26 protein-coding genes and 2 pseudogenes are annotated in these 24,945 nt (G+C 33.4%); 19 read left to right on the plus strand and 9 right to left on the minus strand.

What is annotated here, in order from left to right:
• Window positions 1-86: 86 nt before the first annotated feature.
• On the plus strand, window positions 87-353 hold the full coding sequence (locus tag AC6CIB_RS02630; RefSeq protein WP_498277833.1) for a hypothetical protein: 267 nt from the start codon (window positions 87-89) through the stop codon (window positions 351-353).
• A 311-nt stretch (window positions 354-664) separates the two neighbouring features.
• Here AC6CIB_RS02630 and AC6CIB_RS02635 read toward each other — a convergent pair whose 3' ends face one another.
• Window positions 665-934, minus strand: a complete 270-nt coding sequence (locus tag AC6CIB_RS02635; RefSeq protein ID WP_498277834.1) for a hypothetical protein — start codon at window positions 932-934, stop codon at window positions 665-667.
• Window positions 935-1,115: 181 nt separating this feature from the next.
• Between AC6CIB_RS02635 and AC6CIB_RS02640 the strand changes: the two genes are divergently transcribed.
• The 6 genes and pseudogenes from AC6CIB_RS02640 to AC6CIB_RS02665 all read left to right on the plus strand — a co-directional run.
• Window positions 1,116-1,307 (plus strand): hypothetical protein, encoded by a 192-nt coding sequence (locus AC6CIB_RS02640; protein ID WP_498277836.1) that lies wholly within the window; start codon window positions 1,116-1,118, stop codon window positions 1,305-1,307.
• A 136-nt stretch (window positions 1,308-1,443) separates the two neighbouring features.
• A complete protein-coding gene (locus tag AC6CIB_RS02645) occupies window positions 1,444-1,785 on the plus strand; it encodes a GNAT family N-acetyltransferase (RefSeq protein ID WP_498278624.1) in 342 nt (113 codons plus the stop codon).
• Between the two features lie 244 nt (window positions 1,786-2,029).
• Complete coding sequence (locus tag AC6CIB_RS02650) at window positions 2,030-2,683, plus strand: ATP-binding cassette domain-containing protein (protein ID WP_498278626.1); 654 nt, start codon at window positions 2,030-2,032, stop codon at window positions 2,681-2,683.
• Entirely contained in the window at window positions 2,670-3,539 is an 870-nt protein-coding gene (locus AC6CIB_RS02655; RefSeq protein ID WP_498277838.1) for an ABC transporter permease subunit, read from the plus strand. Before AC6CIB_RS02650 ends, AC6CIB_RS02655 begins: the two co-directional genes overlap by 14 nt.
• Complete coding sequence (locus AC6CIB_RS02660) at window positions 3,540-4,580, plus strand: ABC transporter permease (RefSeq protein WP_498277840.1); 1,041 nt, start codon at window positions 3,540-3,542, stop codon at window positions 4,578-4,580.
• A gap of 299 nt (window positions 4,581-4,879) precedes the next feature.
• A pseudogene (locus AC6CIB_RS02665) lies at window positions 4,880-5,644 on the plus strand (reverse transcriptase domain-containing protein); the annotation flags it as partial.
• Window positions 5,645-6,037: 393 nt separating this feature from the next.
• Here AC6CIB_RS02665 and AC6CIB_RS02670 read toward each other — a convergent pair.
• Both AC6CIB_RS02670 and AC6CIB_RS02675 read right to left on the minus strand, forming a co-directional pair.
• Complete coding sequence (locus AC6CIB_RS02670) at window positions 6,038-6,487, minus strand: hypothetical protein (RefSeq protein ID WP_498277842.1); 450 nt, start codon at window positions 6,485-6,487, stop codon at window positions 6,038-6,040.
• Between the two features lie 16 nt (window positions 6,488-6,503).
• The gene (locus AC6CIB_RS02675; RefSeq protein WP_498277844.1) at window positions 6,504-6,722 is read right to left on the minus strand and encodes a hypothetical protein; all 219 of its coding nucleotides are present in this window, start codon (window positions 6,720-6,722) and stop codon (window positions 6,504-6,506) included.
• A 701-nt stretch (window positions 6,723-7,423) separates the two neighbouring features.
• On the opposite strand from AC6CIB_RS02675, the pseudogene AC6CIB_RS02680 reads away from it, so the two are divergent.
• Window positions 7,424-8,040 (plus strand): annotated as a pseudogene (locus AC6CIB_RS02680) (NUDIX hydrolase).
• An 851-nt stretch (window positions 8,041-8,891) separates the two neighbouring features.
• Here AC6CIB_RS02680 and AC6CIB_RS02685 read toward each other — a convergent pair.
• Window positions 8,892-10,193, minus strand: coding sequence for an MFS transporter (locus AC6CIB_RS02685; protein WP_498277846.1), 1,302 nt, complete (start codon window positions 10,191-10,193; stop codon window positions 8,892-8,894).
• Window positions 10,194-10,365: 172 nt separating this feature from the next.
• Window positions 10,366-11,130 (minus strand): MBL fold metallo-hydrolase, encoded by a 765-nt coding sequence (locus AC6CIB_RS02690; protein ID WP_498277848.1) that lies wholly within the window; start codon window positions 11,128-11,130, stop codon window positions 10,366-10,368.
• 132 nt (window positions 11,131-11,262) lie between these two features.
• Here AC6CIB_RS02690 and AC6CIB_RS02695 point away from each other — a divergent pair, with 132 nt between their 5' ends.
• The 6 genes from AC6CIB_RS02695 (at window position 11,263) to AC6CIB_RS02720 (ending at window position 14,382) form a co-directional block, all read left to right on the plus strand.
• On the plus strand, window positions 11,263-11,670 hold the full coding sequence (locus AC6CIB_RS02695) for an Lrp/AsnC family transcriptional regulator (RefSeq protein ID WP_498277850.1): 408 nt from the start codon (window positions 11,263-11,265) through the stop codon (window positions 11,668-11,670).
• Window positions 11,671-12,008: 338 nt separating this feature from the next.
• Window positions 12,009-12,188 carry a hypothetical protein gene (locus AC6CIB_RS02700; RefSeq protein ID WP_498277852.1) on the plus strand — a complete coding sequence of 60 codons (180 nt, stop codon included), beginning with the start codon at window positions 12,009-12,011 and terminating at the stop codon, window positions 12,186-12,188.
• An 81-nt stretch (window positions 12,189-12,269) separates the two neighbouring features.
• Window positions 12,270-12,485, plus strand: a complete 216-nt coding sequence (locus AC6CIB_RS02705; protein WP_498277854.1) for a hypothetical protein — start codon at window positions 12,270-12,272, stop codon at window positions 12,483-12,485.
• Window positions 12,486-12,799: 314 nt separating this feature from the next.
• Complete coding sequence (locus tag AC6CIB_RS02710; protein WP_498277856.1) at window positions 12,800-13,117, plus strand: PadR family transcriptional regulator; 318 nt, start codon at window positions 12,800-12,802, stop codon at window positions 13,115-13,117.
• Window positions 13,104-13,670, plus strand: coding sequence for a DUF2812 domain-containing protein (locus AC6CIB_RS02715; RefSeq protein WP_498277858.1), 567 nt, complete (start codon window positions 13,104-13,106; stop codon window positions 13,668-13,670). Before AC6CIB_RS02710 ends, AC6CIB_RS02715 begins: the two co-directional genes overlap by 14 nt.
• 415 nt (window positions 13,671-14,085) lie before the next feature.
• Complete coding sequence (locus AC6CIB_RS02720; RefSeq protein WP_498277860.1) at window positions 14,086-14,382, plus strand: hypothetical protein; 297 nt, start codon at window positions 14,086-14,088, stop codon at window positions 14,380-14,382.
• Window positions 14,383-14,693: 311 nt separating this feature from the next.
• Here the strand turns inward: AC6CIB_RS02720 and AC6CIB_RS02725 are convergent, their stop codons facing one another.
• Entirely contained in the window at window positions 14,694-14,945 is a 252-nt protein-coding gene (locus tag AC6CIB_RS02725; RefSeq protein WP_498277862.1) for a hypothetical protein, read from the minus strand.
• Between the two features lie 139 nt (window positions 14,946-15,084).
• On the opposite strand from AC6CIB_RS02725, the gene AC6CIB_RS02730 reads away from it, so the two are divergent.
• The 3 genes from AC6CIB_RS02730 to AC6CIB_RS02740 all read left to right on the plus strand — a co-directional run bounded on the left by AC6CIB_RS02730 (window position 15,085) and on the right by AC6CIB_RS02740 (window position 18,016).
• A complete protein-coding gene (locus tag AC6CIB_RS02730; protein WP_498277864.1) occupies window positions 15,085-16,731 on the plus strand; it encodes a putative polysaccharide biosynthesis protein in 1,647 nt (548 codons plus the stop codon).
• A gap of 362 nt (window positions 16,732-17,093) precedes the next feature.
• Window positions 17,094-17,516: a FosM family fosfomycin resistance protein gene (fosM, locus tag AC6CIB_RS02735; protein WP_498277865.1), complete on the plus strand. Its 423-nt coding sequence runs from the start codon at window positions 17,094-17,096 to the stop codon at window positions 17,514-17,516.
• 197 nt (window positions 17,517-17,713) lie between these two features.
• Window positions 17,714-18,016, plus strand: coding sequence for a serine hydrolase domain-containing protein (locus AC6CIB_RS02740; RefSeq protein WP_498277866.1), 303 nt, complete (start codon window positions 17,714-17,716; stop codon window positions 18,014-18,016).
• Window positions 18,017-18,363: 347 nt separating this feature from the next.
• Here AC6CIB_RS02740 and AC6CIB_RS02745 read toward each other — a convergent pair whose 3' ends face one another.
• The gene (locus tag AC6CIB_RS02745) at window positions 18,364-19,386 is read right to left on the minus strand and encodes a DUF3231 family protein (protein WP_498277867.1); all 1,023 of its coding nucleotides are present in this window, start codon (window positions 19,384-19,386) and stop codon (window positions 18,364-18,366) included.
• 1,533 nt (window positions 19,387-20,919) lie between these two features.
• On the opposite strand from AC6CIB_RS02745, the gene AC6CIB_RS02750 reads away from it, so the two are divergent.
• The gene (locus AC6CIB_RS02750; RefSeq protein WP_498277868.1) at window positions 20,920-21,618 is read left to right on the plus strand and encodes a DUF4386 domain-containing protein; all 699 of its coding nucleotides are present in this window, start codon (window positions 20,920-20,922) and stop codon (window positions 21,616-21,618) included.
• Between the two features lie 567 nt (window positions 21,619-22,185).
• Here AC6CIB_RS02750 and AC6CIB_RS02755 read toward each other — a convergent pair.
• Entirely contained in the window at window positions 22,186-22,638 is a 453-nt protein-coding gene (locus AC6CIB_RS02755; RefSeq protein WP_498277869.1) for a hypothetical protein, read from the minus strand.
• A 345-nt stretch (window positions 22,639-22,983) separates the two neighbouring features.
• On the opposite strand from AC6CIB_RS02755, the gene AC6CIB_RS02760 reads away from it, so the two are divergent.
• Window positions 22,984-23,820, plus strand: a complete 837-nt coding sequence (locus AC6CIB_RS02760) for an HAD-IIB family hydrolase (RefSeq protein ID WP_498277870.1) — start codon at window positions 22,984-22,986, stop codon at window positions 23,818-23,820.
• A 197-nt stretch (window positions 23,821-24,017) separates the two neighbouring features.
• Here the strand turns inward: AC6CIB_RS02760 and AC6CIB_RS02765 are convergent, their stop codons facing one another.
• Complete coding sequence (locus AC6CIB_RS02765) at window positions 24,018-24,884, minus strand: TetR/AcrR family transcriptional regulator (RefSeq protein ID WP_498277871.1); 867 nt, start codon at window positions 24,882-24,884, stop codon at window positions 24,018-24,020.
• Window positions 24,885-24,945: the final 61 nt, after the last annotated feature.

Below are 24,945 nucleotides of genomic sequence, written 5' to 3' on the forward strand. Positions count from 1 at the left end.
CAACAACAAAAAGGTTTAATTGTAAATATCAGATTTTTTATCAAGGATCAGATTTCAGGTGATTTATATTATGATTTAGCCTGGGAATGGCAAAGGAATTAATGGCCTTCAACGTTTCAGCCGTTGCTGTTTGCCCAGGTTGGATGAGGACAGAAAGAGTTAGAGATTCAGGTTTTGGACCAGAGGATGGAGCTACGGAAACAACAGCGTATGTAGGTCGTGCGGTTGTGGCATTGGCAACAGACAAAACCGTATCTAAGTTCTCTGGCGACACAATAATGGTGGCTGAACTAGCGAGAAAATATGGCTTTACCGATGTCGATGGAACTCAACCTCAACCATTTGAAGGGTAGCTTCAATTTATGCTTTTGCACCAACGGTTGCGTTTGCTGAACAAGCAGCCACTCTGTGTTCAAGTAAAGTTCAGTTTAACAGAAGAATGAATAACCATAAGAGACAATATTTAAGTCACCAATATATTATTGGTGACTATAAGAATTTATCTATAAGGATTTTTATAACTATGATAAGAGTTTCCACCTTCAAGTGGTCTTTGGGTTTCCGCATCTATAATAGTATGCTTCCAATACTCTTTATCTTTGGTTTGTACAAAAGAAGCGAGGAAATACACTTGACGTTCAGGATGTATAGAAGTTGCAAGTTCTTATTTAGGTTGACCAAAATATCTTCCTGTTTTCTTCTCAAAAGTCATTAACGCATCAGGTGTTTCTTTATAAGAAATTTTTTGTCTAACACTATAAGTAGCATCTTTATACTCCTTATAAGTGTTCTTTTTCATTTGTTGATAGAACTCATTTTCATTAACAAACGAACTTTCATTGTTTGCAGGATATTCAAACTGTCTAGCCGAAGTAGGAATTGATAAAGCAACAAACATAGAGAAACCGAAAATTAAAATTAAAAACCTTTTCACTTTCTTCACCTCCAGTTTCTTCATATTTTGGCAATTAATTTGATAAAAATACATATGAGTTCACCTTTGTTATTTCTTAAGATGAATGTTTTTCTTTTAAATTAGAATGTGAAAAATTGTACTTTAAAGTTCCCATCAGGAGGGGGATGGAAAGCCCCCGTATATATAGACGGAGAACTTTATGAAAGTATTGTTATTGAAGCTGTTTAAAAGTTGTCAACTTGCACCTACTCCCTTGGTTCAAGTAAAGGGGGCTTATCCGGAACAGGATGAGCTTCTTTTTTGTTTAAAATTTTTCTTGAGTAAGTTGTTCGATTTTGAAATAATTGGTATTAAGTTAAAGGGCAGCATTCCCGTAATGAATGAAGAGTAGGACAACCATGTGAAGAAATGTACTTAAATAAACGGGTGTATTTGTTATAAAACTAAGTAAAAGCCGGTTGGAGGAGCAAAACTTGAACACCGAGATTTTGAGTTTTAAAGAAAAAACAATCAAAGCAATTGATGTTATGAGGCTATATAATGATGTAGGTTGGTGGGAAGAAAGGGTAGAGCAAGATATAGAAGAGATGTTAAACAAAGTGCAGTCAGTGGGAGCGTGGAAAAATGATACTCTAATTGGTTTTGCAAGGGCTGTTTCAGATGGAAAGTTTAGAGCGTATGTTGAAGATGTTGTTATACATAGTTCATATCAAAAGGAAGGTATAGGTATAAAACTGGTATCAAAATTGTTAGATGACCTATCACATATTGATGTAATCAGTTTGTTTTGTGAGCAACATTTAATACCTTTCTATGAAAAAAACAATTTAAAATACAGTAAATCCCAATTTGTTATGCATAGAAAATAATAGATGCTACAAATATTCCTTGTTCAACAAACGGGGGCTTATGTTGAACAAGGAATTGTTGATCTTAAACTAAAGGGGCAGGTTAATTTAATAGGTAATACTTAAAGGTGCTTAATTTTCAGATAAAAGTTCCAGGTTTAAATCTAGGGAAATTATTATTGAGGATATTGAAAATGGATACTTAATTGATTTAAAAGGGGTTCACTATAAATATGATACAAAGGAAAAAAATACATTAAGAGATATTAATTTACAAATACCAAATAATACAATACTCGGGATAGTAGGAAAAAGTGGTACCGGAAAAAGTACTTTAATTAATATTATAAGTGGACTTATTAAACCCACAAAAGGTTACATAACTTACTCAAAAAAAGCTTCATCTCTAGTTAAATCTGTAGTATCTCAGGAATCCTTTTTCTTTTCTAAGAGTATTATAGAGAATCTAACATTTGGGAGTAAAACAATAAATTTTTCTGACATCATTTCAATATGTAAAGAGGTTTGTATCCATGAGGAAATTTTAACATTACCAAATGGGTATGACACGATAATGAGTGAAAGTGGAAATTTGTTTTCAGGTGGGCAAAAACAAAGAATTGCTATAGCGAGAGCATTACTTCAAAAACCAAAGTTACTTATCTTAGATGAAGCAACCTCTGCATTAGATAAAAGTACTGAGGAGTATGTTATGGCTAATATAATAAATAGAGTAAAAGTGCAAGGCGGTACTATCATATTAATTAGTCATAATCCGAATATAATAGACTTTGCTGAATCCATAGTAGAAATAAAAGACGGTACTATTATAGAATTAGTAACCAAAAAAGAATTTCGGAATAAAGGACGTAAAAATGATAAATTAGAAAAGGAGGAGTTAGAACATGCAAATCGTTAACAACATTATTTCATTTGTATGGAAGATCATTTCGTCCTTTTTCGCTATTTTACTTATAAGCGGTATTCCGTATTTATTTGATAACTTTAAACTTGATTTTTTAAAGTATTTTAATAAAGTTGGAGAACTTTTAGGAAATATAGTTTCACTACAAAATTTAGAATATAGCACAGGTAATCAAACATTTAGACCATTATTTCCTTCGATTTTACGCCCATTATCGGATTCGTTAATGCTTGTCGCGGGTTCATTAATCTTATCAATGGCTGCATCTCTTTTTGTTGCCTTTTTTATTGTGAATTTAAAGAAAAAGCACATTAAACTATTTCAAGATGTTTTTACCTATGTACAGGCAGTACCTGATATATTTTATATTGTTGGTTTACAAATAATCATTATATGGGTATATCAGAAAACGGATATTATGTTTTTGAATTTTGCTTCCTATGGTGAAAATAAAGCAATCTTACTCCCCATACTATCGTTAAGCATAACCCCAACTATGATTATTACGAAATTATTAATAAATCAAATGTTAGAAGAACTAAATAAAAGCTATGCGGATCTGGCGAGGGCTAAAGGTCTGTCTTTTCGAAGAGTTATCTTTGTACATATATTTCGTAATACCATTTATTCACTATTTCACTATTCGAAAATGATTATTTTATTTTTCTTAACAAATTTATTGATAGTCGAATACCTGTTTAACATTCCAGGGATCATGTCGTTTATATTGCGATATCCCTCTCCAGAAGTGTTCTTTATAGCGATCCTATTGTTGTACTATCCAATATTTATACTGTTTCAGGTTTATGAAATTTTAGTTCCGGATGTTATAAAAAAGGGGGAGGCTTAGTTGCTAAAAAAGCTAATAAAGGATAAACGTTTTTTAATTGGGTTTACATTTATAAGTGTTTTGCTAATAGCGAGCTTTATAAATACCATATTTAATGAAGGAAACATTAGAGAAGTTGATGCTATCTACGAAAATGGTCAAATTGTTGATACAGCCCCCTTTAAACCTTCTTTAAAGTTTCCTTTGGGAACGGATTCAGATGGTTATGATTTACTTCATGTCATTATAGAAGGGGCAAAATATACAATTGGAATCTCAGTTTGTATAGTGCTATTACAAATAATTTTAGGGTGTATAATTGGAACCCTATTTAGTAGTTATTTTTCAAAAGCCCTTAGAATCTTTGAAAATTTTCTTGACACTTTTTCGGTAATTCCTATTACTTTAGTATCTTATTTTATACTCATTAATGTTTTTACAATGCCGATTGATGGATTTGCAGAGCCGTTTTATATAAGAGCTTCTTTTGAAATGCTACTATTAGTTTTTCTTCCATTGCCAAGTGTAATTTTGTATATAAGTAAAGAAACACAAAAAATTCTAGAAGCAGAATTTGTAAGTGCTTCAAGAACATTAGGGGCTGGTACTTTTCGAATCATTGTTAATCATGTGATGAAGCATTTAACCCAAAGGCTCATAATTCTTTTTACACAGCAACTTAATCAGATATTAATCATTTTGGCACATTTAGGACTTTTAAAGATGTTTTTTGGTGGTGTAGTCATCGATTATACACCAGTCAATGATCCTCCAAAAACATTATCCTTCGAATGGTCTGGCTTGATTGGTGACTATTTTGAATCTTTGTATGTCCACCCATTTATTGTTCTTGTACCAATTACTTTTTTTGCACTAACAATAGTAAGTATAAATATGATTTTAAATAGTTTAGAAGAAGCTTACGAGAAATCTTACAAAAAAGAACCAGCAAGATTCGATAAGGTTTCTAAGAACTTAACTAATAAAAAAGGGAAACTCTTTAAAGAAAAAAAGAGTGTTTCTGAAAAGGATTTTGAATTTAATTCTTTGTCTGATAAGTAGAATATGTTTTTTATAGAAAGTTTAAGACGTAAAATACATGGAGAATAACATCATTGCTCATTTTTAGGATTTACATCTGTTGATGATCCTGAAATTGTTGTTTATCTAGCCGATGAAAATCTAAGAGAAACTATAAAGTTTTTTGGGCAAGTAGCTGCTCCGATTGTTGGGAATATTATTGAAGATAGTTTAAGCACAGTAGGTGTAGAAAAGAGAAAGAAACCACTTAGAGGTTCAGCTCCAAAGGAGCCACCGACTTGTTAAAACGAAAGAAACTGAGGCATAACGAGTATTACGACATGCAACTTCATTTTGATTCTTTATATGCTCAAAGTACTAATGGTCAAAATTTTTATGGATTACTTGATTTGATGCGATCGGATGAAAATATCCGACTAGCTTACCGAAATATTAAGCGGAATACTTTAAGTAAAACTGCGGGATTTGATGGGTTAACTATTGAAGATATCAAGAAGTTATCTGTCTCTGAAGTTGTATCTACGATACAACAAATGTTTAAATACTATAAGCCCCAACCGGTCCGGAGGGTATTCATCCCTAAGGCAAATGGTAAGACACGCACTTTAGGAATTCCGACTATTTGGGATAGGCTTTTCCAACAATGTATCCTCCAAGTGCTTGAGCCAATTTGTGAGGCAAGGTTTTACAAACATAGTTATGGTTTTAGACCAAATCGCAATACTCATCATGCCAAATCTAGGTTCGAAACGCTCATTAATCGAGGATGCCTATATCACTGTGTAGATGTTGATATAAAAGGTTTCTTCGATAATGTGAACCATGCCAAATTGCTAAAACAAATCTGGTCTTTAGGTATTCGGGACAAAGCATTACTTTCGATTATTTCAAGGCTATTAAAAGCTCAGATTATCGGAGAAGGATTTCCCAAGAAAGGCACACCACAAGGTGGTGTCTTATCGCCCCTTTTATCTAACATTGTTTTAAACGAGTTAGATTGGTGGGTCAGTAACCAATGGGAAAATCTTAAGACAAAGAAACTCTATCAATCACACAACGGCAGATACAATGCCTTGAAACAAACAACGAAGCAATCTAATTTCACATCTCATCTTGCTTATACATAAAAAATATAGAATGAATTGGATTAGTTGGAACGCCGTATGCTGGGAAACCCGCCTGTACGGTGTGAAGTGGGGGAAAAGCTAGAGATAACGTCAAAAGTTTACCTATCACTATAATAAGGAGCAAACAAAAAAGGCCAAGAGCACTTAAAAAATTGCTCTTAACCTTTTCATATACTTTTTAATGAAGTCACAGGTAAGTTGTTTGAGTCACACATAAGTTTTCTCAGAACAAATAAAAGATTAATAGTAGATTTTCAGTAGAAATTCAGGGGTTTTGGTTTCGATCCACTTCCCGCATCAGATGTTATGTCGACTATCTCTTTAAGAAAAGACTAAAAAATATTCTAATTATCACTGCGGAACACAGGTCCAACTCAAAGAAACCTTTCTTAAGATTACACCTTTATCATTCCAGTTACATAGGGATAGCCCTGAACCAATTACACCAGCAGCAGCAGCAATAATTGCTGCTGCTGGGATAGTTATAAGGAATACTGCTGCAAATGCTGCTACAGCACCACCAAAAGCTATAACTTTAATTGCTTTATTTGTCTCACTATTATTCATGACTACTATACTACTAATAATATAAAGTTTAGGAGTAATTAAGTCATTATTTCTTGCTTCTTCTTTTAATCTATTATTCTCAATATCATTATAACTGATTAATACATCATTAATAGTGCCTTCTCCGACAGCTTGGTCATTTTGAATGTAACCATTAGCTATAACCACCAATTGACTAAATCTATTAAAAGCTTCTTCGCTAAGATTTGCGTCCGTATGTGAATCATATTTCATTGACAAAAGACCTTTTTCATTTACAACTGTCCGTTTCTTCTAAATCAGATTTTGCAATTTCTAAAGCTAAATCAAGCTGATGTTCATTAATATCATAGTGCCCTTCCTCATACCCTTTACCATCAACTACAGAGCGTATTTCATTAGCTTGAGCAATTGGAGGAGAAACAAACGAAAAAATTAGCAATAAAGATAACCCTAATATTCTAAATTTAACCATCGTACTTTTAATCATAATATTCCTCCTTATTTTATGTAAAGGGAATAAAATCCAATACAATTATTACCGTACATTAACATTATTTTGTATAATCACTTAATTTACAATTTATTACCATAATATTATTTAACCCAATGTTATGATTATAAATATGGTTTAATCATTCCGGTTTTTGTAAAAAAGCATAAAAATATATAAGGAGTAGGATAAAATGAAAAAAGATCAGATAAGTACAATAATCTTGCTTAGTTTACTTTTTAGTTATTTTATCAGCGTAATTATTGAAACATATAAATTGTTCATACCTATTGTTTTAATAAGCTTTTCTTTCTTTTATTTATTAAATGTTTTAACAAAAAAGCTCACCGTTCCCCAGGTAACCAAAATGTATATAATCAATTCTTTATTAGTAGTAACAACGTTAATATGTATCATATTTTTTGATAATTTCTACATGAAAGTTGGAATAACCCTGGGCACTATTGCAATACTAGTTATTAGTATCATAAATTATTTGCAACACAGGAAAACAGTCGATGATATTTAATGGCTCTGACTGAAACCAGTAGTAGAAGACCTCGATCACAATGTACGTTGTGTGGTCGAGGTCTTCTACTGTTTACGAAGTGAAGGGAGGAGCTCTAAAGATGGTTACTTGGTCAAATTTCAGAGAAAGAATTGTTAAGATACTAAATGGTTAAGGTGGTGCAAGAGCTATGAGTTATAAATGGTTAGAATGGTCAAAAAGGATTCAAGCTATATCTCAATCAGTTCTGACCTTTTCAAGGGATGTTTACGATATTGAGAGATATGAAGAATTAGAACCATAAGTGCGGAGATCATGCAGGAATACACGGATTTAGAAATGATAAAATTAAGGGAATTATTTACGAACGAATCAGGTTATCAGACACCCAAAATAGATGTACGCGGTGTCGTGTTTAAGGAAAACAAAATTCTAATGGTAAGAGAGAAAATTGATGATAAATGGTCTCTGCCAGGTGGATTTTGTGATGTAGGTCTGTCTCCAAGTGAAAACATCGTAAAAGAAATAAGAGAAAAATCTGGATATGATGTAACCCCTGTAAAATTACTCGCTTTTTTAGATATGAACAAGCATCCCCATCCCCCGCAACCGTACCATTACTATAAAGTATTTATTCAATGTAAGGTGAGAGGTGGAAAGGCAAGAAGGGGAATAGAAACAAAAGGAATCGATTTTTTTGAAAAAGAGAATTTGCCAGAGCTATCAATTGGAAGAAACACAGAAACTCAAATCAATCTGCTGTTTGAATTCTTGAGAGATCCTCACAAAGAAACTGTATACGATTAATGTTCGTGACCATCAAGAAATGTTATATGAAATCGGGGGCATATTTTAACGCTACTAATTCATAAATGAAAAACACAAAGGACTCTCGATATGGAAGGAACCTTGGCGTTTTTCATTGTATCACACGTTACCTAGAAAATTCCCATTAACAACAACAATAATGACATTATAGCTGTGGGAAAGCTAAGGATGTTAGTGAAAGAAAATATACTTCTATTCAATTAAAGGGCCATTTAATTGAATAACACTTTAAAGAAAATTGGATAATGTATGTTAGAGCTTAGAAGATATTGTGAAGTTTTGTACTTAAAGTAACGGGCAGGTTAGTTCAAAAAGAGATTCCATAAAACCTCATTTTATTATACAGCTCCTAGGCTTCTTTATAAGCCGAAAACGTTGATTCATCAAGGATGTATAAAATTCTGTATAAACAATAAAAATGGACGATGTGAAACCTCTTGGAAGCCAAGGGGTTTTGTTTTGGTCAGGTTCTAATAGGAGTGATTATGTTAACGTGTATAAAGCTTAAAAATAGAAAAACTACTGCTCACATACAGTAGTTTTTCTGTTACGTAACAAGACATTAAAGTTAGGCATAATACTTTACGTAACTTGAGTTAGGTTAAAGTAAACTAACATTCTGTAAACCCTTATAAATTAATATAAAGATTTTTTCTATCTATAAGATGTTTTGTTCTATATAAGTTACCTTCCTATATGAATAAAGGAGCTTTCAATTTCTTGATGAAAGCTGCCTTGTTAATTAAATTTTAATTGTAATTTACTATATAGGGATATATCTACATTAATCTAACTATTCCAGAAATAAAGTATTAATAAAAACTTTTCTATCATAGCTCTTTGCTTGGACTTTTCCGAGACCAAACAACTACAGGGATAAGCACTAGTGACAGAATGGCTCCAGAAAGTGATAATGCTGTAAAACTAGAATGAGCGACTACCATTCCTGATACCCCCCCACCAGCTGCTCCTGACAGTGCAAATAGTACATCGACTGATCCTTGTGTTTTTGCACGTACAGATGGGTGTGTTGAATCTATAATGAGAGCAGTCCCACTTATTAAACCAAAGTTCCAGCCTAAACCTAGTAGTACTAACGCCAGGGTAATTGAACCTACCGGTGCAAAAGCTGCCACCAATCCAGAGGTTAGGAGGGTAGCACCAGAAGCAACAGCAATAGTAATACGGCCAAGCTTATCTACCAGTATACCTGTCAATGGTGAAGGAAGGTACATAGCTGCTATATGGAAACCTATAACTAATCCTACTTCTCCCAAACCATGACCATGATGTCCCATATGAATTGGTGTCATTGTCATAATGGCTACCATGACAAATTGAGTCAAAATCATGATTACAGCCCCTACAACAACACCCTTTTTGTTTATGGTAGCATTCTTTAAATTTGTCCCTGTCTGTACGGTATCGTCTTTTTTCTTAGCATTCGCAATAGCTGTAGACACAACCAAAGGGTCTGGACGAAGTAAAATTAAGATAAATAATCCGGCAATAATAAAAGCAGCTGCTGACAAGATAAAGGGGCCAGCCAAGGTTGGAACACCAATTGAATCCGCAAATTCTCCCATTCTATTGACCAAGTTAGGACCAACAACAGCACCCAAGGTAGTGGAAACCATGGCCATGCTTGCAGCAGTTGCCCTTTGTTTATCTGTTGCAAGGTCTGTCCCTGCATATCGCGCTTGTAGATTAGACGCCGTACCAGCTCCATAAATAAAAAGAGAAATAAATAAAAGTGGGATGCTGTTGGTTAAAGCTGCAATTATAACACCAATAGCACCTATCCCACCTGCAAGGAAACCACCTGCAAGTCCTGCTCTACGGCCAAAACGTTGTGAAGACCGGCCTATAAGTAGGGCAGCTCCTGCAGAACCTAAAGTAAATAGAGCAGTTGGGATTCCTGCCGCATTTTCAGTCCCTAGCATGTCTTGTGCAAGAAGCGCTCCTACTGTTATACCGGCTCCAAGTCCTGCTCCACCAAAGATTTGTGAAATAATCAAAACTCTTAATGTTTTTTTATAAAGGTGTTTTTGTCTTTCTGGTGAATCAATATATTCTTGCAACCATATAGGCTGGTGTGTTGAGGCATTTGTATCTTTTGCTGACATTGTCATGAACTCTACCTCCTAACGAAATATCCTTGTAGCTTTTCATGTTTGGTTTGTCATCCTTGGAACATTTCATATCGTCATTAGAAGAAGCTCATAATTAAATTTTCGATAATTATGAGCTTCTTCTATTTCTTATTTTTAAATAGGAACGTGACACTATTTGTCGGTGTTCATATTAAAGTTTGTAGGATTCACCATCTTCTGGTACTAAAATATTACTTGAGAATCTTTTTTCATTACTAAAGTTTTTTAATTCTTCTCTAGATAGTGTCCAATGGTTAACAGCTTCCATATGAACAGAAATAACCTTAGCATTAGGAGCCGCCTTGTGTACTTCATAGATGTCTTCTTTTCCCATAATGAGAGAACCATATTCTATCAATTGATTATCTCCGCCATTGACAACAATAATATCTGGTTTATGGATATCCAATTCTTCCTGTACACCTTCATACCAGACTGTATCACCAGCTACGTACAATGTTTTTTCACTTGGATGTTTAAAGACAACGCCACATACTTCCCCCATACGCTTTAATAGTTCTTCTCCTCTTCCATGCTCGCCTCTTGTTTTAACTAATTGGATGCCTCCAAAGACAGTGTCCTTTGTTAATACCTCTACATTTTGGAACCCGGTATTTTGGACTTCCTTTGAATCTTCTTCATTTTGAACGAACATTTTAATATCTTTTGGTAATAGTCTTTGCGCTGTCTCGTCAAAATGGTCTAAATGTAAGTGAGTCACAATGACTGCATCAACTTCACTAATAATATCGTCAACAGAGGTTGGTAAACTCACTGAAGGATTGTTTTGATCTTGCCTAATCGTACCAGGGAAAGATGGGTACGTACCTTTCTCTGCTAACATAGGATCAATTAAATACTTTTTATTTGCATATTCTACAACTATCGTTGCATTTCGAATTTGTGTAATCTTCATCTTTACAACTCCCTTTCTTTTCATGTGTTCCCTAACAGTGTTAAGTGTATAATATGAGCAGCATTCAAATACACAGATAAAATAAAGTGTTTTAGGCGTTTGACTTTATTTTTGAAAGGAGTTGACGTTCAGTTGGATCAAACAGATAAGCGAATTATAGAGGAGTTATGTAGCAATAGCCGGATTACGATGAAAGAATTAGGGGAGAGAGTTCACTTAACAGGACCAGCAGCCGCAGCTAGAGTGGAGAAATTAGAGGACAATGGGGTTATTGAGGGTTATAGCATTAAAGTAAATCAAGCGAAATTAGGGTGCTTTACGTATGCCTTTATCAATATCTATATAGAAGGTACACATCATCAACCTTATCTCTCATTTATCCAAACAAAAGAGGGGTATGTCATCAATAATTATAAAATCAGTGGAGATAGCTGTTATCTTTTGGAGTGCAGGTTTCCAAGTAATGAAGCGATAAATCAATTTTTATTAGAGTTAAACAAGTATGCAAACTATAAATTATCGATCGTAATAAGTAAATAAAGCATGAATAAAAATGGATATTTGTGAATAGTCACATTTAAACTATAGGGGGCTTGAATAGTACAACGAAGGTAACTGGGGCACCTTTTTTTCTTATTCACAAGTTAGTTTGTGAAGGATTACTTAAAGTAACGGGTGCATTACTTAAACAAGAGTAATGGTTTTTGTTGTTCCACTAACGGGCAGTTTAACAGAACTAAACTTAGAATTTCGAAACATTATACTTATCCCCATCGTCAAACCTCAGAGGGAGCATTTGTTAACGAGACCACATTTAATCTATTCTTATTCAGACAAAATTTTAATTGGTTTATCAAAAATGGAAAGGTGAGGTGAAAGTGAAAAAAAAAGTAATTATATTTACACTTTTATTAGGGGCAATAACAGTAATTTTGGTTGGCTGGTCAGTTTCAAGAGGAAAGATATATGATTATAACTATTCAGAAGTAGCTAAAAAAATGGAAAGGGCACCATTTAATGCAAAATTTCCAACTAAAGTACCTTTTGAGGAAATGTAGCTTTACGATTTTGGTTATAATAATCAGAAAGTTGAATTTACCCTATTCAACGTGGACAAAGAGTTCTTAACAGTTAAAATATTGAAAGATGAGATTGAGTACCCAGAAGAAATAAAGAAAGAGATTATTAAAATAGGAAGTGATTTAAATGGTAAGTATATTCCAGAACACTCTGGTAAAAGAATCATTTTATGGCAACAAGGAGAACTTTTTTATGAAATAGCATTTAGCTATAAATTGACTCCAATTGAGGTTAGTAAAGAACAGTTAATCAATATGGCGGAATCGTTTAAGTAAAAACGATTTATACATTTAGCTATTCCTGGATTGGTTGTTCTATTCACAGTATTCCGTTATAGGGCAGTCTAGTTTAAGATTGGTGTTTAACTTGTATTCAACAATCGGGCAAATTAAATTGAATAAGATTACACAAAAAGTCGATTTCCCAATGTAAAGGAAATCGGCTTTTTAGATTGAATTTTTGCCTAATTATAAAAGTTTACTTTAAGTTCCTTCGATGAATTTTAAAAATGCTGTTGACTATTCAGTTGAACTGTAATAACTTATTATTAAGTTGTACTATATAGTTGAACTGAACAGAGGGTGAAAGTATGAAACATAAATTATTGCCGTTGTCTGAAACCATGCATTATATTTTATTAGCTCTACGTGAGCCACTCCACGGCTATGCCGTAATGCAGGAGATAGAAAAAATAAGTAATGGTACCGTTATTTTAGCGGCTGGTACATTATACGGTGCGATTGAAAACTTGAATAAACATGGTTGGATTGAACCTGTTGGAAATTCAGGTCGGAGAAAAATTTATATGATAACTACAGAAGGAAGCGCCACTTTGAAAATGGAACAAGAAAGGCTATTGCATATTTTATCCTTGTATGAAGGAAGTGAATCAAATGAAGAAGTTTAAAGTTTTCTTTAATATTGAAAAAGAAGAGCAATGGCTGAACGAGCAATTACAGAAAGGCTATCGCTGTACAAATATTAGTGGATTAGGAAAATACACTTTCGAAAAAACTGTAAAGAGATATGTTATGCGCCTTGATTATCAAGATTATTTACCTAAGAAAAAGTTCGTGGAATACAAAGGGATATATGAGGATTTCGGTTGGAACTATATAAAGGGGTCCTGGCTTAGTGGAATACGATATTGGCAAAAAGAAAATGATGATCAAAATGAAATCTTCTCTGATCGCCAATCAAAGGGTAATTATTATAAAAGGTTAATGGGCTATTCATTTTGGTTGGGTATGATGTGTTTGGCATATTCTTTTATGTTCTACAGGGATTTGGGGTTATACCATGAAGGTCTTTGGAGTATGAAAGATGCATTATTTTGGAAAGCATTTTTATTTGAAACTCCATTTGTCCTTTTGAAGTTGTTTCCCGCACTTATGGTTGTTTTTTGGGGTGGAAGTTACTATAAAGCTTATCGAAAGTATTCAATATTAAAAGAAAAATAGTGGGAAGAGTTTAAGTATAAACTTTTTTATTCAAAGAAGAAATTGAGAACAATACAACTACCACAATTGGGCGCTTTATAAAGATTGTAAAGTGCTGTACTTAAAGTAAAGGAGGCTTATCCAGAACAGGATGAGCTTCCTTTTTGTTTGAAGTTTTTCTTGAGTAAACTGCTTGATTTTGAAATAATTGGTATTAAGTTAAAGAGCAGTTTAACGAAATATTGGAACCTTAATATTTAGGCTTCGTCTAATTCTAAAGGGGGGCGTTTTTATCAAGTATTGTTTTTTTATAATAATTGTTGCTCTTAGTCTCGTTGGATGTTCTTTCGGTAATACTGACTCTCCCATTTTTGATGAGTTAGGAGTTACACAAAGTGAGGCTGTTCCAGATTTCACTCTTATAAGCAGAGAAGAGGTGGACAATAAAAAAATTCGTTACACTGAAGTGGAGATTGAGGATGTCGGTGAACAAGCAGCCAGGGTATTTGTTGCGGATAGTTTTTCTGGGTTGAATGACCACTTTTCTTCAGGATTGGTAGACGTTATAGACAAAGAGGGTAATAAGTATCGTGCTATTTATATAGGTGAGTATTATAAAGAAAATTTCAGTGCGGAAAACGAGTATGAAAAAGAAGTTTTAGAGTTGTACCGGTCAAGGGAAAAGGCAAACGAGGACGAAATGCCATACATCGAGTTTACAGTAATAGATTAGAGTTTAAGTTCTTCAATTAAAGGGGGTGATAACTGAAATCAGCTAATGGTCTCATGGCCTTTTTTACAATTGGAAGTTAAACATAACAGTACCCTAAAATAAAGAACTGATTTCTTCAGTATTGACGACTTCTTAAAGGAAGAGTCTTTTTTATATTTTATAGCTCTCCTGATCGAAAATGGAGATATATGTTAATATAGAATGATGAGATTTTTATATTTGGCTGTTTTCGCATAGATTGTTGCTTTCAATTATACAACAGTCAATGTTTAAGAAGTATTTAATAAAGGGAAAAAGCCGTCAATTGACGACTATTTTGTAAGAGTGATTTTTCTTTTTCGCTGAATAACCAGAACAACTATTACAATTAAAAACCAAAGTAAAAATACACAAGCATAATAGGGATAGGAAGACGAATTAAAGGCATAAATAGTTTTGTCAAATATTGAGGGGTCTTTCTTGTATTCAATTGCGTAGCTTCCCACAATTCCACTAAAGAATGAAAATAATAAAAAACCTAATGAACTTATAACAAGTTGAATGATGTAAATAAGTTTTTCCATTTGGTTTACCCTCCCTTAAATAATGCAATTTCCTATTAGTGTAATTTTACACCGAAGAGGAAAATTGTCAATTATCAGTTATTTTTTTCATATCTAAAAACCACAAACTTTACGAAAATAGCCTTATATTTAAAATAGAATGAATAGATTAATTAGTTGGGGTGTTTCAGTGGAGAGTAAATTTATAAGGGGAACTTTCTTTTTAACGGCAGCAACCCTAGTATCAAAAATTTTAGGCTTCATTTATATAATTCCTTTCACTGCTCTCGTAGGAACTCAGGGATACGTCTTATATAAGTATGCTTATGGCCCATATACAATTCTGTTAAGTATTTCAACGATAGGTCTTCCACTTGCGGTATCTAAATTTGTTTCGAAATACAATGAATTAGGAAACTATAAGGTTGGATTGACTCTATTAAGATATGGAATGTATTTAATGGTCATAAGTGGGATTATTTCCTTCGCAACTTTGTATTTAATGGCTCCATTATTAGCAGGAGTCATAATTGATCCAAGTGATCCAACTGGTAATTCTCTAGAAGATGTCCAGTTTGTGATTCGTCTTGTTAGTTTTGCTTTGCTAATTATCCCGCCTATGAGTATTTTCAGGGGATATTTCCAAGGAAGTCAATCTATGGGGCCTTCAGCTTTAAGTACAGTAATAGAGCAGGTTGTTAGAATTGTCTTTATCTTGGCAGGTGCATATGTAGCCATTCACATACTCAACAGTTCTCTTAAAAATGCAGTCGGAATCGCTACCTTTGCCGCATTTATTGGTGGAATAGCAGGACTTAGCGTATTACTCTTTGTTTTCTATAAACGAAGAAAATTAATAAAGAAACAAAGAGAAAAAAGTCCGAATAATGAAGACTTGAATGTTATTTCTATGTTTAAAGAACTGATTGGCTATGCCATCCCCTTTGTTGTAACCGGTTTAGCAATACCGATTTACCAGAATATCGATACCTTTACCATAAATGAATTATTTCAGTCTATTGGCTACAACTTAAATGAAGCAGAAACCATAAATTCAGTTATAGGACTGGCTCAAATCCTTGTAATGGTTCCTGTGTCCCTGGCAACAGCATTTGGTATGTCATTAATACCGGGCATAACCTCAGCTTATATAAGCGAAGGAATGATAGAAGTTAAAAATAAGATTAATCACACCATCCAAGTTCTAATGTTCTTCACACTGCCGGCTGCTATGGGTTTATGCATTCTTGGAGAACCAATCTATATTGTCGTGTTCGGGATAGAGAACAGTCCTGAGCTAGGTGGCGGCATTCTACAATGGTACTCTTTAGCCGCAATTGTTTTTGCGTTGTATATTGTAACTGCTGCTATTATGCAAGGGATTAACAAGCAAAAGACATTGATTAAAGGGATCTTGTTGGGAGTCTTTTTTAAGGTAGTTTTGAATTATCTCTTCGTACCATATTTAGATGAAGCCGGGCCAATCTTAGCTACATACGTTGGTTTCACTGTATCCATTTTATATAACGTAATGATTATTAAGAAAGCGATCCGCTATAAGGTATGGCCTCTACTAAAGACATTAAAAGCAATTTTCTTGTTGGTACTAGTAATGTCCTTGACTGTTTGGGCTGTTAAATTTCTATCTGAGAGTTGGTTGCCTGAAACATTAAGTTTATATTTCAGTTCTCTTCTTACTTCTACAATATCAATTTTCACAGGATTAGTTATGTATTTAGGTATTGGTTTGCGACTAACCATAGTAAAAGACCTTTTGCCAATAAATACAAAGTCAAACAGTCATTAGTTGCTATTTTTTATATAAAGAATGAGACAAGAGTAGCAACATACGAGGAAATCTGGCTATTCTATATACAATTAATGAGGTAGCATTTCGTGAGCCTGTGATTAGTTTATTGAGGGAGGATTGTTGAATAAAGTAGGAAAAGTAAAATTGATTATATGTGCTAAGGTAGTATGAAAAAGGAGATTTAGGAACAGAACTTGAGAACTATTAGGCAAATTATGCAATATCATATCAATCTTCAATTAAAGGGGGCAATAATGAAAGATCAGCTGATTAACCTCTTGTTATTGCATTCTTTAAATGGGCAGGTTACTTTTTCTTTTATTATGTAGTAAAGGGCAATATTTTATTGAGGTGAAAAAATGTCGATAAAAGGGTTTAATCATTTTTTATTTTCAGTTTCTAATTTAGAAATTTCAATTGAGTTTTTTAAAAATGTATTTGATGCAAAATTATTAGTAAAGGGTAGAAAAACGGCTTACTTCGATGTAAATGGAATGTGGTTTGCTCTTAATGTAGAGAAAGACATCCCCCGTAATGAAATACACCAATCCTACACACATATTGCTTTTTTAATTGAAGGAGAAGATTTTGATAAATTGTACGACAAACTAAAGAAATTAAATGTAAATATCTTGTCAGGTCGTCCGAGAGATGAAAGAGATAAAAAGTCCATCTATTTTACGGACCCGGATGGGCATAAATTTGAATTTCATACAGGTACATTACAAGACAGATTGAATTACTATAAACAAGAGAAAACACATATGAAGTTTTTCGATTAATAGGATATCTTATTCAACAAAGGGGGCGACTGCTACATTACCTAATATAATTAAAATTGAAGGGAAGTATACGATCTTGGATTCTTAGTAACAAAATTAATCCATCTTTCTTACCCATCTTAGAACACGTTATCGGTACTTTTAATCATGTAATCTGTTCAGGAGCATCCACTCTTATCATTCATAATGATTCAGTCGTGTTAGAACAATACATCGGGAAACAGTCGGCTGCTCATGAGGCTAGAAGAGTTCAGGAGGATACTCAATTCCATTTAGCTTCAGTGAGGAAAAGTTATATCGGCTTTGCTGTTTCTTATGCATTGTTTTATGGGCACATAAACAGTATTGATGATCTGGTTGTATCCTATTTGCCTGAACTCGAAGAGATCACCTGGAAAGATACGACTATAAGACATTTGATTACCCATACTCATGGATTAAAACAAGAGGAGAATAGAACCCGTCCGAGAGTTTACTCCGGGCTCAAACTGGTCTTATAAACAAATTGGGATCGATGCACTAACTCAAATTGTAAAACGAACAACAAATAAATCAGTCGCAGATATTATTCATGAATTTGGGTGTGATTTAAGGTTTTCCCTTCTTAAACGGACCCCGTTAAGAAAATCTAAAGGGGGTTAAACCAAGTATAAAGGTAATCCCTTTAAATACTACATTGGTGAACAGATAGCCCTCTCAAAAGAGATGGGCTTTTTATTTCTAAAAGATTATTTGAATCGACTCGTTTTATGCTAAAACACCTAAGGATTGACAACTCCTTTAACCCCAAATAGTCCTACCTCTTTGAATCAAAAGAGAGGATTTATTTTTCGTCGAGGCATTTACCTTACTCAGGATCTTTGGATTTAGACAACTTTTCTTTATCTATTGTACCTGGTGGTTCTTCTAACCATTTATTCTTAATCATTATATTTGCACCATCTTTTGCATATTGTCCTATTTCCAATGAGAGTCTTTCATAATTAAAAACTAAATCACTTCTCTGACTTGCAGCTGCTGCAGTTGAATAATTACCCACTCCAGATGCGCTTAAAAAAGTCATAAGAAATAATGCTAATTTATCTGAAAAAGGTGGAGTAGTCTCGTTTGTAATGGATACATCTGAAGACATAGGAGATTGTATATTATTATCCAATAGTTTTTTTGAAAATATCTCAATATGCTTTTTTGAAATATCGCTTCCTCGCAACATCCATTTTTGAACATCCTCACGAGGCGAGGTTTGAGCAAAACTTAATGCGATCTTTGTTCCAAGTACATTGGTGTTAATGTTCATAAATAAATATGAAATTTCAATAGCATTTAAAGAGCGTTCCTTATTAAAGAAGGAAAAACCATAAAAATAGGATTTATTGTCGACAAAATCATTTCTAATTGGATATTCAATATAAGGTGCTTTAATATATAGCCCTTTAAGAAGAGCAGCATCGGTGCATGCGTCAAACAATTTTGTAGTCTCATGTAATCTTTCAATAAAATAAGTTCTAATGTCTTTTCGAGAACTCATTGAAATAAATCCACCATAGGCAATTAACCCTGATTTCGACATAAGGTCTAAAAAAGTTAACATAAATTCATCCGTATATAGCCTAGGTGCATTTAAATTAACATCCTTTTCAATATTAAATCCATTAGGTATGACCAATCCTTCATCGTTAAAAATATGAGTGATTTTCTCAATATGTGTTTTTGTAAGGGTTCTTGCATATCCAACAAGCGGACGTATTTCTCTATCCTTTGCATGGACAAAAAAATATTCTAAGATGCAGTGAGCCATGGTGTCGTTCATATAAGCAGACCAAAGGGTGGCAATTTCAGCCGAAGTTAATTTGATTTTGTCTGTTGACATGTTAATCCTCCGTTGGGAATGGTTAAGTAGATATATTCTTTACATAAACGGAGAATATTATTAGAAGGAGGTTTACATTAAATTCTGTTTTTAGACAGATATTTTATATTTCAGAATGAATACTGAAATGCTTGTCGTATTCTTTTATTAACTAAATAGTTCTTTAAGATAATATTGAATATTTGTTCCCCATATAGCAAAATAAACATCTTATCGATATATAGCATCAACCAATTATAATCATTACATATCCACTAATTTTCAAGAGAAGGGAGGGATACTTCAAAAACATTCTTACTTTCCCTATTAACAATCCCATTATTATAAATGGAATACAGAAACCGAGAGAATACGCAGTAATATTTAGGAAGGTTTGTGTTGGGTTTATCATATTAGCGTAACTGCGACTTTATAGAGAAATATGCTTTCAAGAATTAGAGGAGAAAACCAATGCATTGCTTAAATATATTCAGCCCATGATTTTTACTTTTGTAGGTCTATTCATCATGGTGATCTATTACTCCATTATGATGCCGTTATTTCAGATGATGCAGGGGTTTTAGAAAAACATCTGAAAAAGCCAATACCTGCAATTCCTTAAGATAACAGCCAATTAAATGCAAAATCGTCGTGCACCACAGTCACACCAGTAACTAATACCCAAAACCCAAGGAGTAACACCATGTTCAAAAACGAAAAAGGCTTCACCCTAATCGAAATGAATATATGTAAGAACCAAATGTTTTTCCCTGGGTTTTGAGGTGAAAAGAAGATATTGTGTAGCTTTCCCAATCACCGATACTACCCCCAAAATTATTTTGGGTTCACTCTAACCATAACTCATATCCAATACTCCAGGAAACTAGAAACACCCAAACCACATCACCAAATTTCATAAATAGTAAAAAGAAACAGATGAAATTAGATATCACTAAATTTATGCCGGATCCTTTATGTATCTTCGATTTTTTTTACTTGTTCTATACTTTCACATCCCAATCTAATGAAAGTCCTACACTATCATCAAATGTAATCATTTCGGGTAATAAATTATATTTTAATGTGCTTATAATTTCTTCTTCTAAACTCAATAATTCGAACAGATTATCAGGTGCATCGTTATTATCTGCTAAAAAATCAACAAATACTTTGTAATTTGTATATTTATCATCATAATAGATTGGCCTATGCTTTTTGAAATGTTGAAATTGGTAAGAACAAAGGAAAATTATAATTATATGCTAAATAAATATATAGTTTTTGAAGGATTTTACTTAAACTAACTGGTGCTTAAGTGAAAGAGGAAATAAGTGATTTTATGATTGAAATCATATTTTAGTTATTCCATTATAAGGCGCGTATATTTAAGAACGCGCCTTATTTGTGTAAAGGACAGGATTTTGGAATAAGACCGAAACATAATGCATAATCATTCTTAAATAAAATCAAATGAAATATTAAGGATGATCTTAAGTTTCTGCTTTATCTTACACCTTTTACTGTTTTATATAAGGTAAGTATTAAGGGGGGGATATGTTGAGGAAGTATACAAATTCAGGTAGAAGGTCTGCAGTAATTACTGGAGTATTATTAATAGCTGGTATCGTTGCAGGTATATTTAGTGTTGTTCCTGTAATAGATGGAGCAGACTACATTGTTAAGGCTCTTACATATGAAAACCAGGTACTAACAGGAGCGTTTTTCCAGTTGTTAATGGTTGTTGCATATGTTGGTATTCCAGTTTTGATGTATCCGATTTTAAGTATGCATAATAAAGGGTTTGCTCTTGGATCTATTGCTTTCGGCATTATTGCGGGTGTGTTCATTATTATCGGTGTCATCATTCTGCTGTTGCTATTGGTATTAAGCCACGAATTTGCAAAAGTAGGAACTCCGGATGTATCGTATTTTCAGACTTTAGGTGGATTGTTACAGTCAGGACGTGATTTGGTGAACCATGTGGCAACGACACTGTCATTTGTTTTGGCTATGCTTTTGTTTAACTGCATATTTTACCAAACAAAACTAGTTCCACGTTGGTTGTCAGCTTGGGGTCTTATTGGATCTACATTGTCCATATTGGCAAGCTTATTATTTATGATTCGCTTCATCGGTTTGGATGAAACCTACATGATGTTGAACTTTCCAATAGCCATTCAACAATTGGTTTTGGCTATATGGCTAATCGTTAAAGGATTCAACCCAACGGTACAGGATACGGTATCAAATTAATACGAAGGCTCTAGAAAAGCAACTATAGCTGAAATGAATAAATCATAAAGTTTTCAAGGACAAAACAGCAAGTATTTTCCAAGATAAGTTTGTGTTATAGGTGCTTTTCCTTTAATAATTGGTTATTCTGAACTTTGGTTGAAAAGCAATCAGGCGCAATTCCGAAGCATGAATTGTGCTTTTTCTCTATGTGAAGGGCTATTCTTATATCAATTCGCTATAAATGAGGTTTATCGTGGTCAAGGGTTGTTAAAAAAGATGTTAAAAACTATAAATGACTTACCAATCCTTGCGTTATGTCCGATCGAATCAAAATTCAATGAATACTATTTTAAGTCAGGTTGGCATCTACAAGAACAAAATGCAGAATTTATAGTCTGGCTTTTAACGACTAAAAACATTGGAAAAGTGTCATTATGAGAGATTTACCCATTATGCGGTAAATATGTTATGTCTTCTTCAACTATAGGTGCTTTAGTGGAACAAGACAATCTAAAAAAGTCGGATCCTTAGCGTACAAAATTTCCGAAATGTTGGCTGTACCCCATATACAGGTTCATTAAGAATTTAGAATTCAACAGGTGTTGCAAATTCAACTAACTCAGGATGTTTCCTCATATCCTCTAAAACTTTTTCTCTCTGTTTCTTTGCAAGCTCTATATCTGTTTCTTTTATCGTTTCAACTTGAGATGAATCTTGTCCAACAATAACTTTCCAACCGTTTTTTTGTTTTTCAACAGGGAAAGTAAATTTAGCTGAATTTCCATTTTGACTAAGTTCAACAGTTGTCTCAAACTCAGTTTCACTTACTTTTTTAAGCTCTACTATTTTAGTATCAGTAATATCTTCATCAATACTTAAATATTGCTCTTTTTGCTCATCTTTAACTGGAAACCTAATATCATCAGCGTATTTTACCATTCCTGATATATCCTTTGTTTCCAAAGCCTCTAAATAATTATTTACAAGGTTTGTAACTTCTTCATCTGTAGTTAAAGTTGTTTTAGCTTGAGCAACCAACTAAAAGAATTAACAATAAAATCCCTAAAACTATAAACCTTCTCATTTTTCCCATTCCCCTCTATAACAAATATTTATATGTAAAATTGTACCATAAGAACTTTTACTAACACGCCCCTAATCTTAACTAACGGGAGTTTTAATTCAACAAGGCATAAAGAATCTTCAAAAGAAGATCTTTTTTCAATGCCGTTAACATCGCTTGTGTTGACTTCAATTGGTATCTACCCCCTTTAAGAATCTTACTAACGGGCCATTTTGTGGAATTATACTTAACAACAAAATTAGAAATATATGTTAAAGTATATAGAGGAATTTGTAACTTAAATTTATGGAGGTTACTCTATGAACTATAAACTGTTTAGAACTTTACCGGAAGTAACAAATCCTAAATACATTGTATTTAGTGATTTTGATGAAACGTACTTTCCTCACCAATTGACCCCTGAACGAAAAAGTCAAATCCAAGCATTAGAAGAGACTATTGTAGAAAAAAGTAAGGTTTCTGGTTTGCTTTTTGGTTTAGTAACGGGCAGTAGTATTGAAGCTGTTCTTGAAAAAATGCAGAGAGGGGGATTTCGATATCTTCCTCATTTTATCGCAAGTGATTTAGGGACAGAAATTCGTTATTTCAACAAGCTAAAACAAGGTAAAATTGACCAAGAATGGCTAAAAAGGTTTGATAATGGCAATTACTTTCCCGATAAAATAAAAGAGATAATTGATTTATTGTCTTCTAAAAATATTGATTTAGATAGCCAATCTCAGATGGGTGTATCAAAATATAAAAGCAACTATTACTATTTTTGCAAGCATGCTGAGAAAGATCAATCAAACCTTAATTATATTAGAAGAGTAGCTAGTGATTTTAAAATTGGAATAAACATCAATAAATGCAATCCTTTGGCTGGAGACCCAGAAAATGCGTATGATATTGATTTTATACCTTTAGGAACTGGAAAAGATGAAATTGTAAAATATATATTAACAAAATTTGGGGTAGACCGACAAAATGGAATTGCATTCGGTGATAGCGGTAATGATTTAAAAATGTTACAAGCTGTAAAGTTCGGTTATTTACTTGAGAATGCTACAAGTGAGGCGAAAAATGGACACGAGCGTTTAACTATAGGTTCTTATTCAAATGGGATACTCAACACCATTAAGGAGCTAGTTGTGTAGAGGATCTTCTGCAATCGGTGCTTTAATTCAACAAGCAGCAAAAAGAACGAAGATCCTTTTTCAGTGCCGATAATCAATGATTATGTATATGAAAAGCCGACTCTATATTTTATAGTGTCGGCTTTTCATTTGGTTTTGGGAATTTATAAACATAAAAAAATTGACAAGGACTTAGATGGTTCTTGTGAAGGAATACTTCATCCGTTATTATATTTTCTCGCTTGTTTATAGACGATATTAAATACTTCCCTGAATTTCTGTTTCTTTTTAGATGGAGAGGAGGATAGAATTTTTAATTGGCGAACTGCTCCTTCACAAAGACTCCATCTTATACGAGAGTTTTGACATTCTTCCAAGATAAAGTCAATTAGTTCTTTTTCATCCTGAGAGTCAATATCATTCTTTACTTCGTCTAGTAGATTCTTGATATTCATGACAACCGTCTCCTGGGTTTCAACTGAACTCTGTATGCTAAATGGAAAGAGAATATGCTTAGATTGTTTTGTTATTTCTATGTTTTTTTCTAATCGAAGAATGTTGTAATCTAATATATCAGAACTATTCGTATCGAGGTTCATTTGATTAGAATACCTAAATTGATAGCCTAATCCCCCAATGAAGTGAGTGGATAAATCCATTGCACTGGCTTCGATGCCACTACCATAAACCTCAATCAACCGTTTAGCTAACCAGTTTAATTCCTTATAATGGCTATCGGCCATATACTTCCTTAACACCTCATCATTTTCTGCCATCGAGATATTGTAAAGTTCCGCAATCCTCTCAGTACTGTATACGGAGTGTTTTACTCGAAGTTGAGAATAAAAAGTTTGCTTGCTATGGGGCTCACCCTCTAACAGTAACTGGCTTTGTTGTTCTTTGACTTTTGCATCGACCTCTTGAATGATGCACTGAATCAATTGAGATTTAGAAGGAAAGTGATTATAAAAGGTACCTTTTGAAACCCCTGATTGATCTAGGATATCTTGTACAGAAGTATCATGATAACCTATCGTTCGAAAAAGCAATTTTGCTACCTCAATTATTTGTTCTCTTTTAGTCATTCATCTTCTTCTCCTAAAAATTATTGTTGACAGTTTCATTATACTATATTGTATACTAAAA

The sequence above is a fragment of the Rossellomorea sp. GQ25 genome (assembly GCF_059758515.1).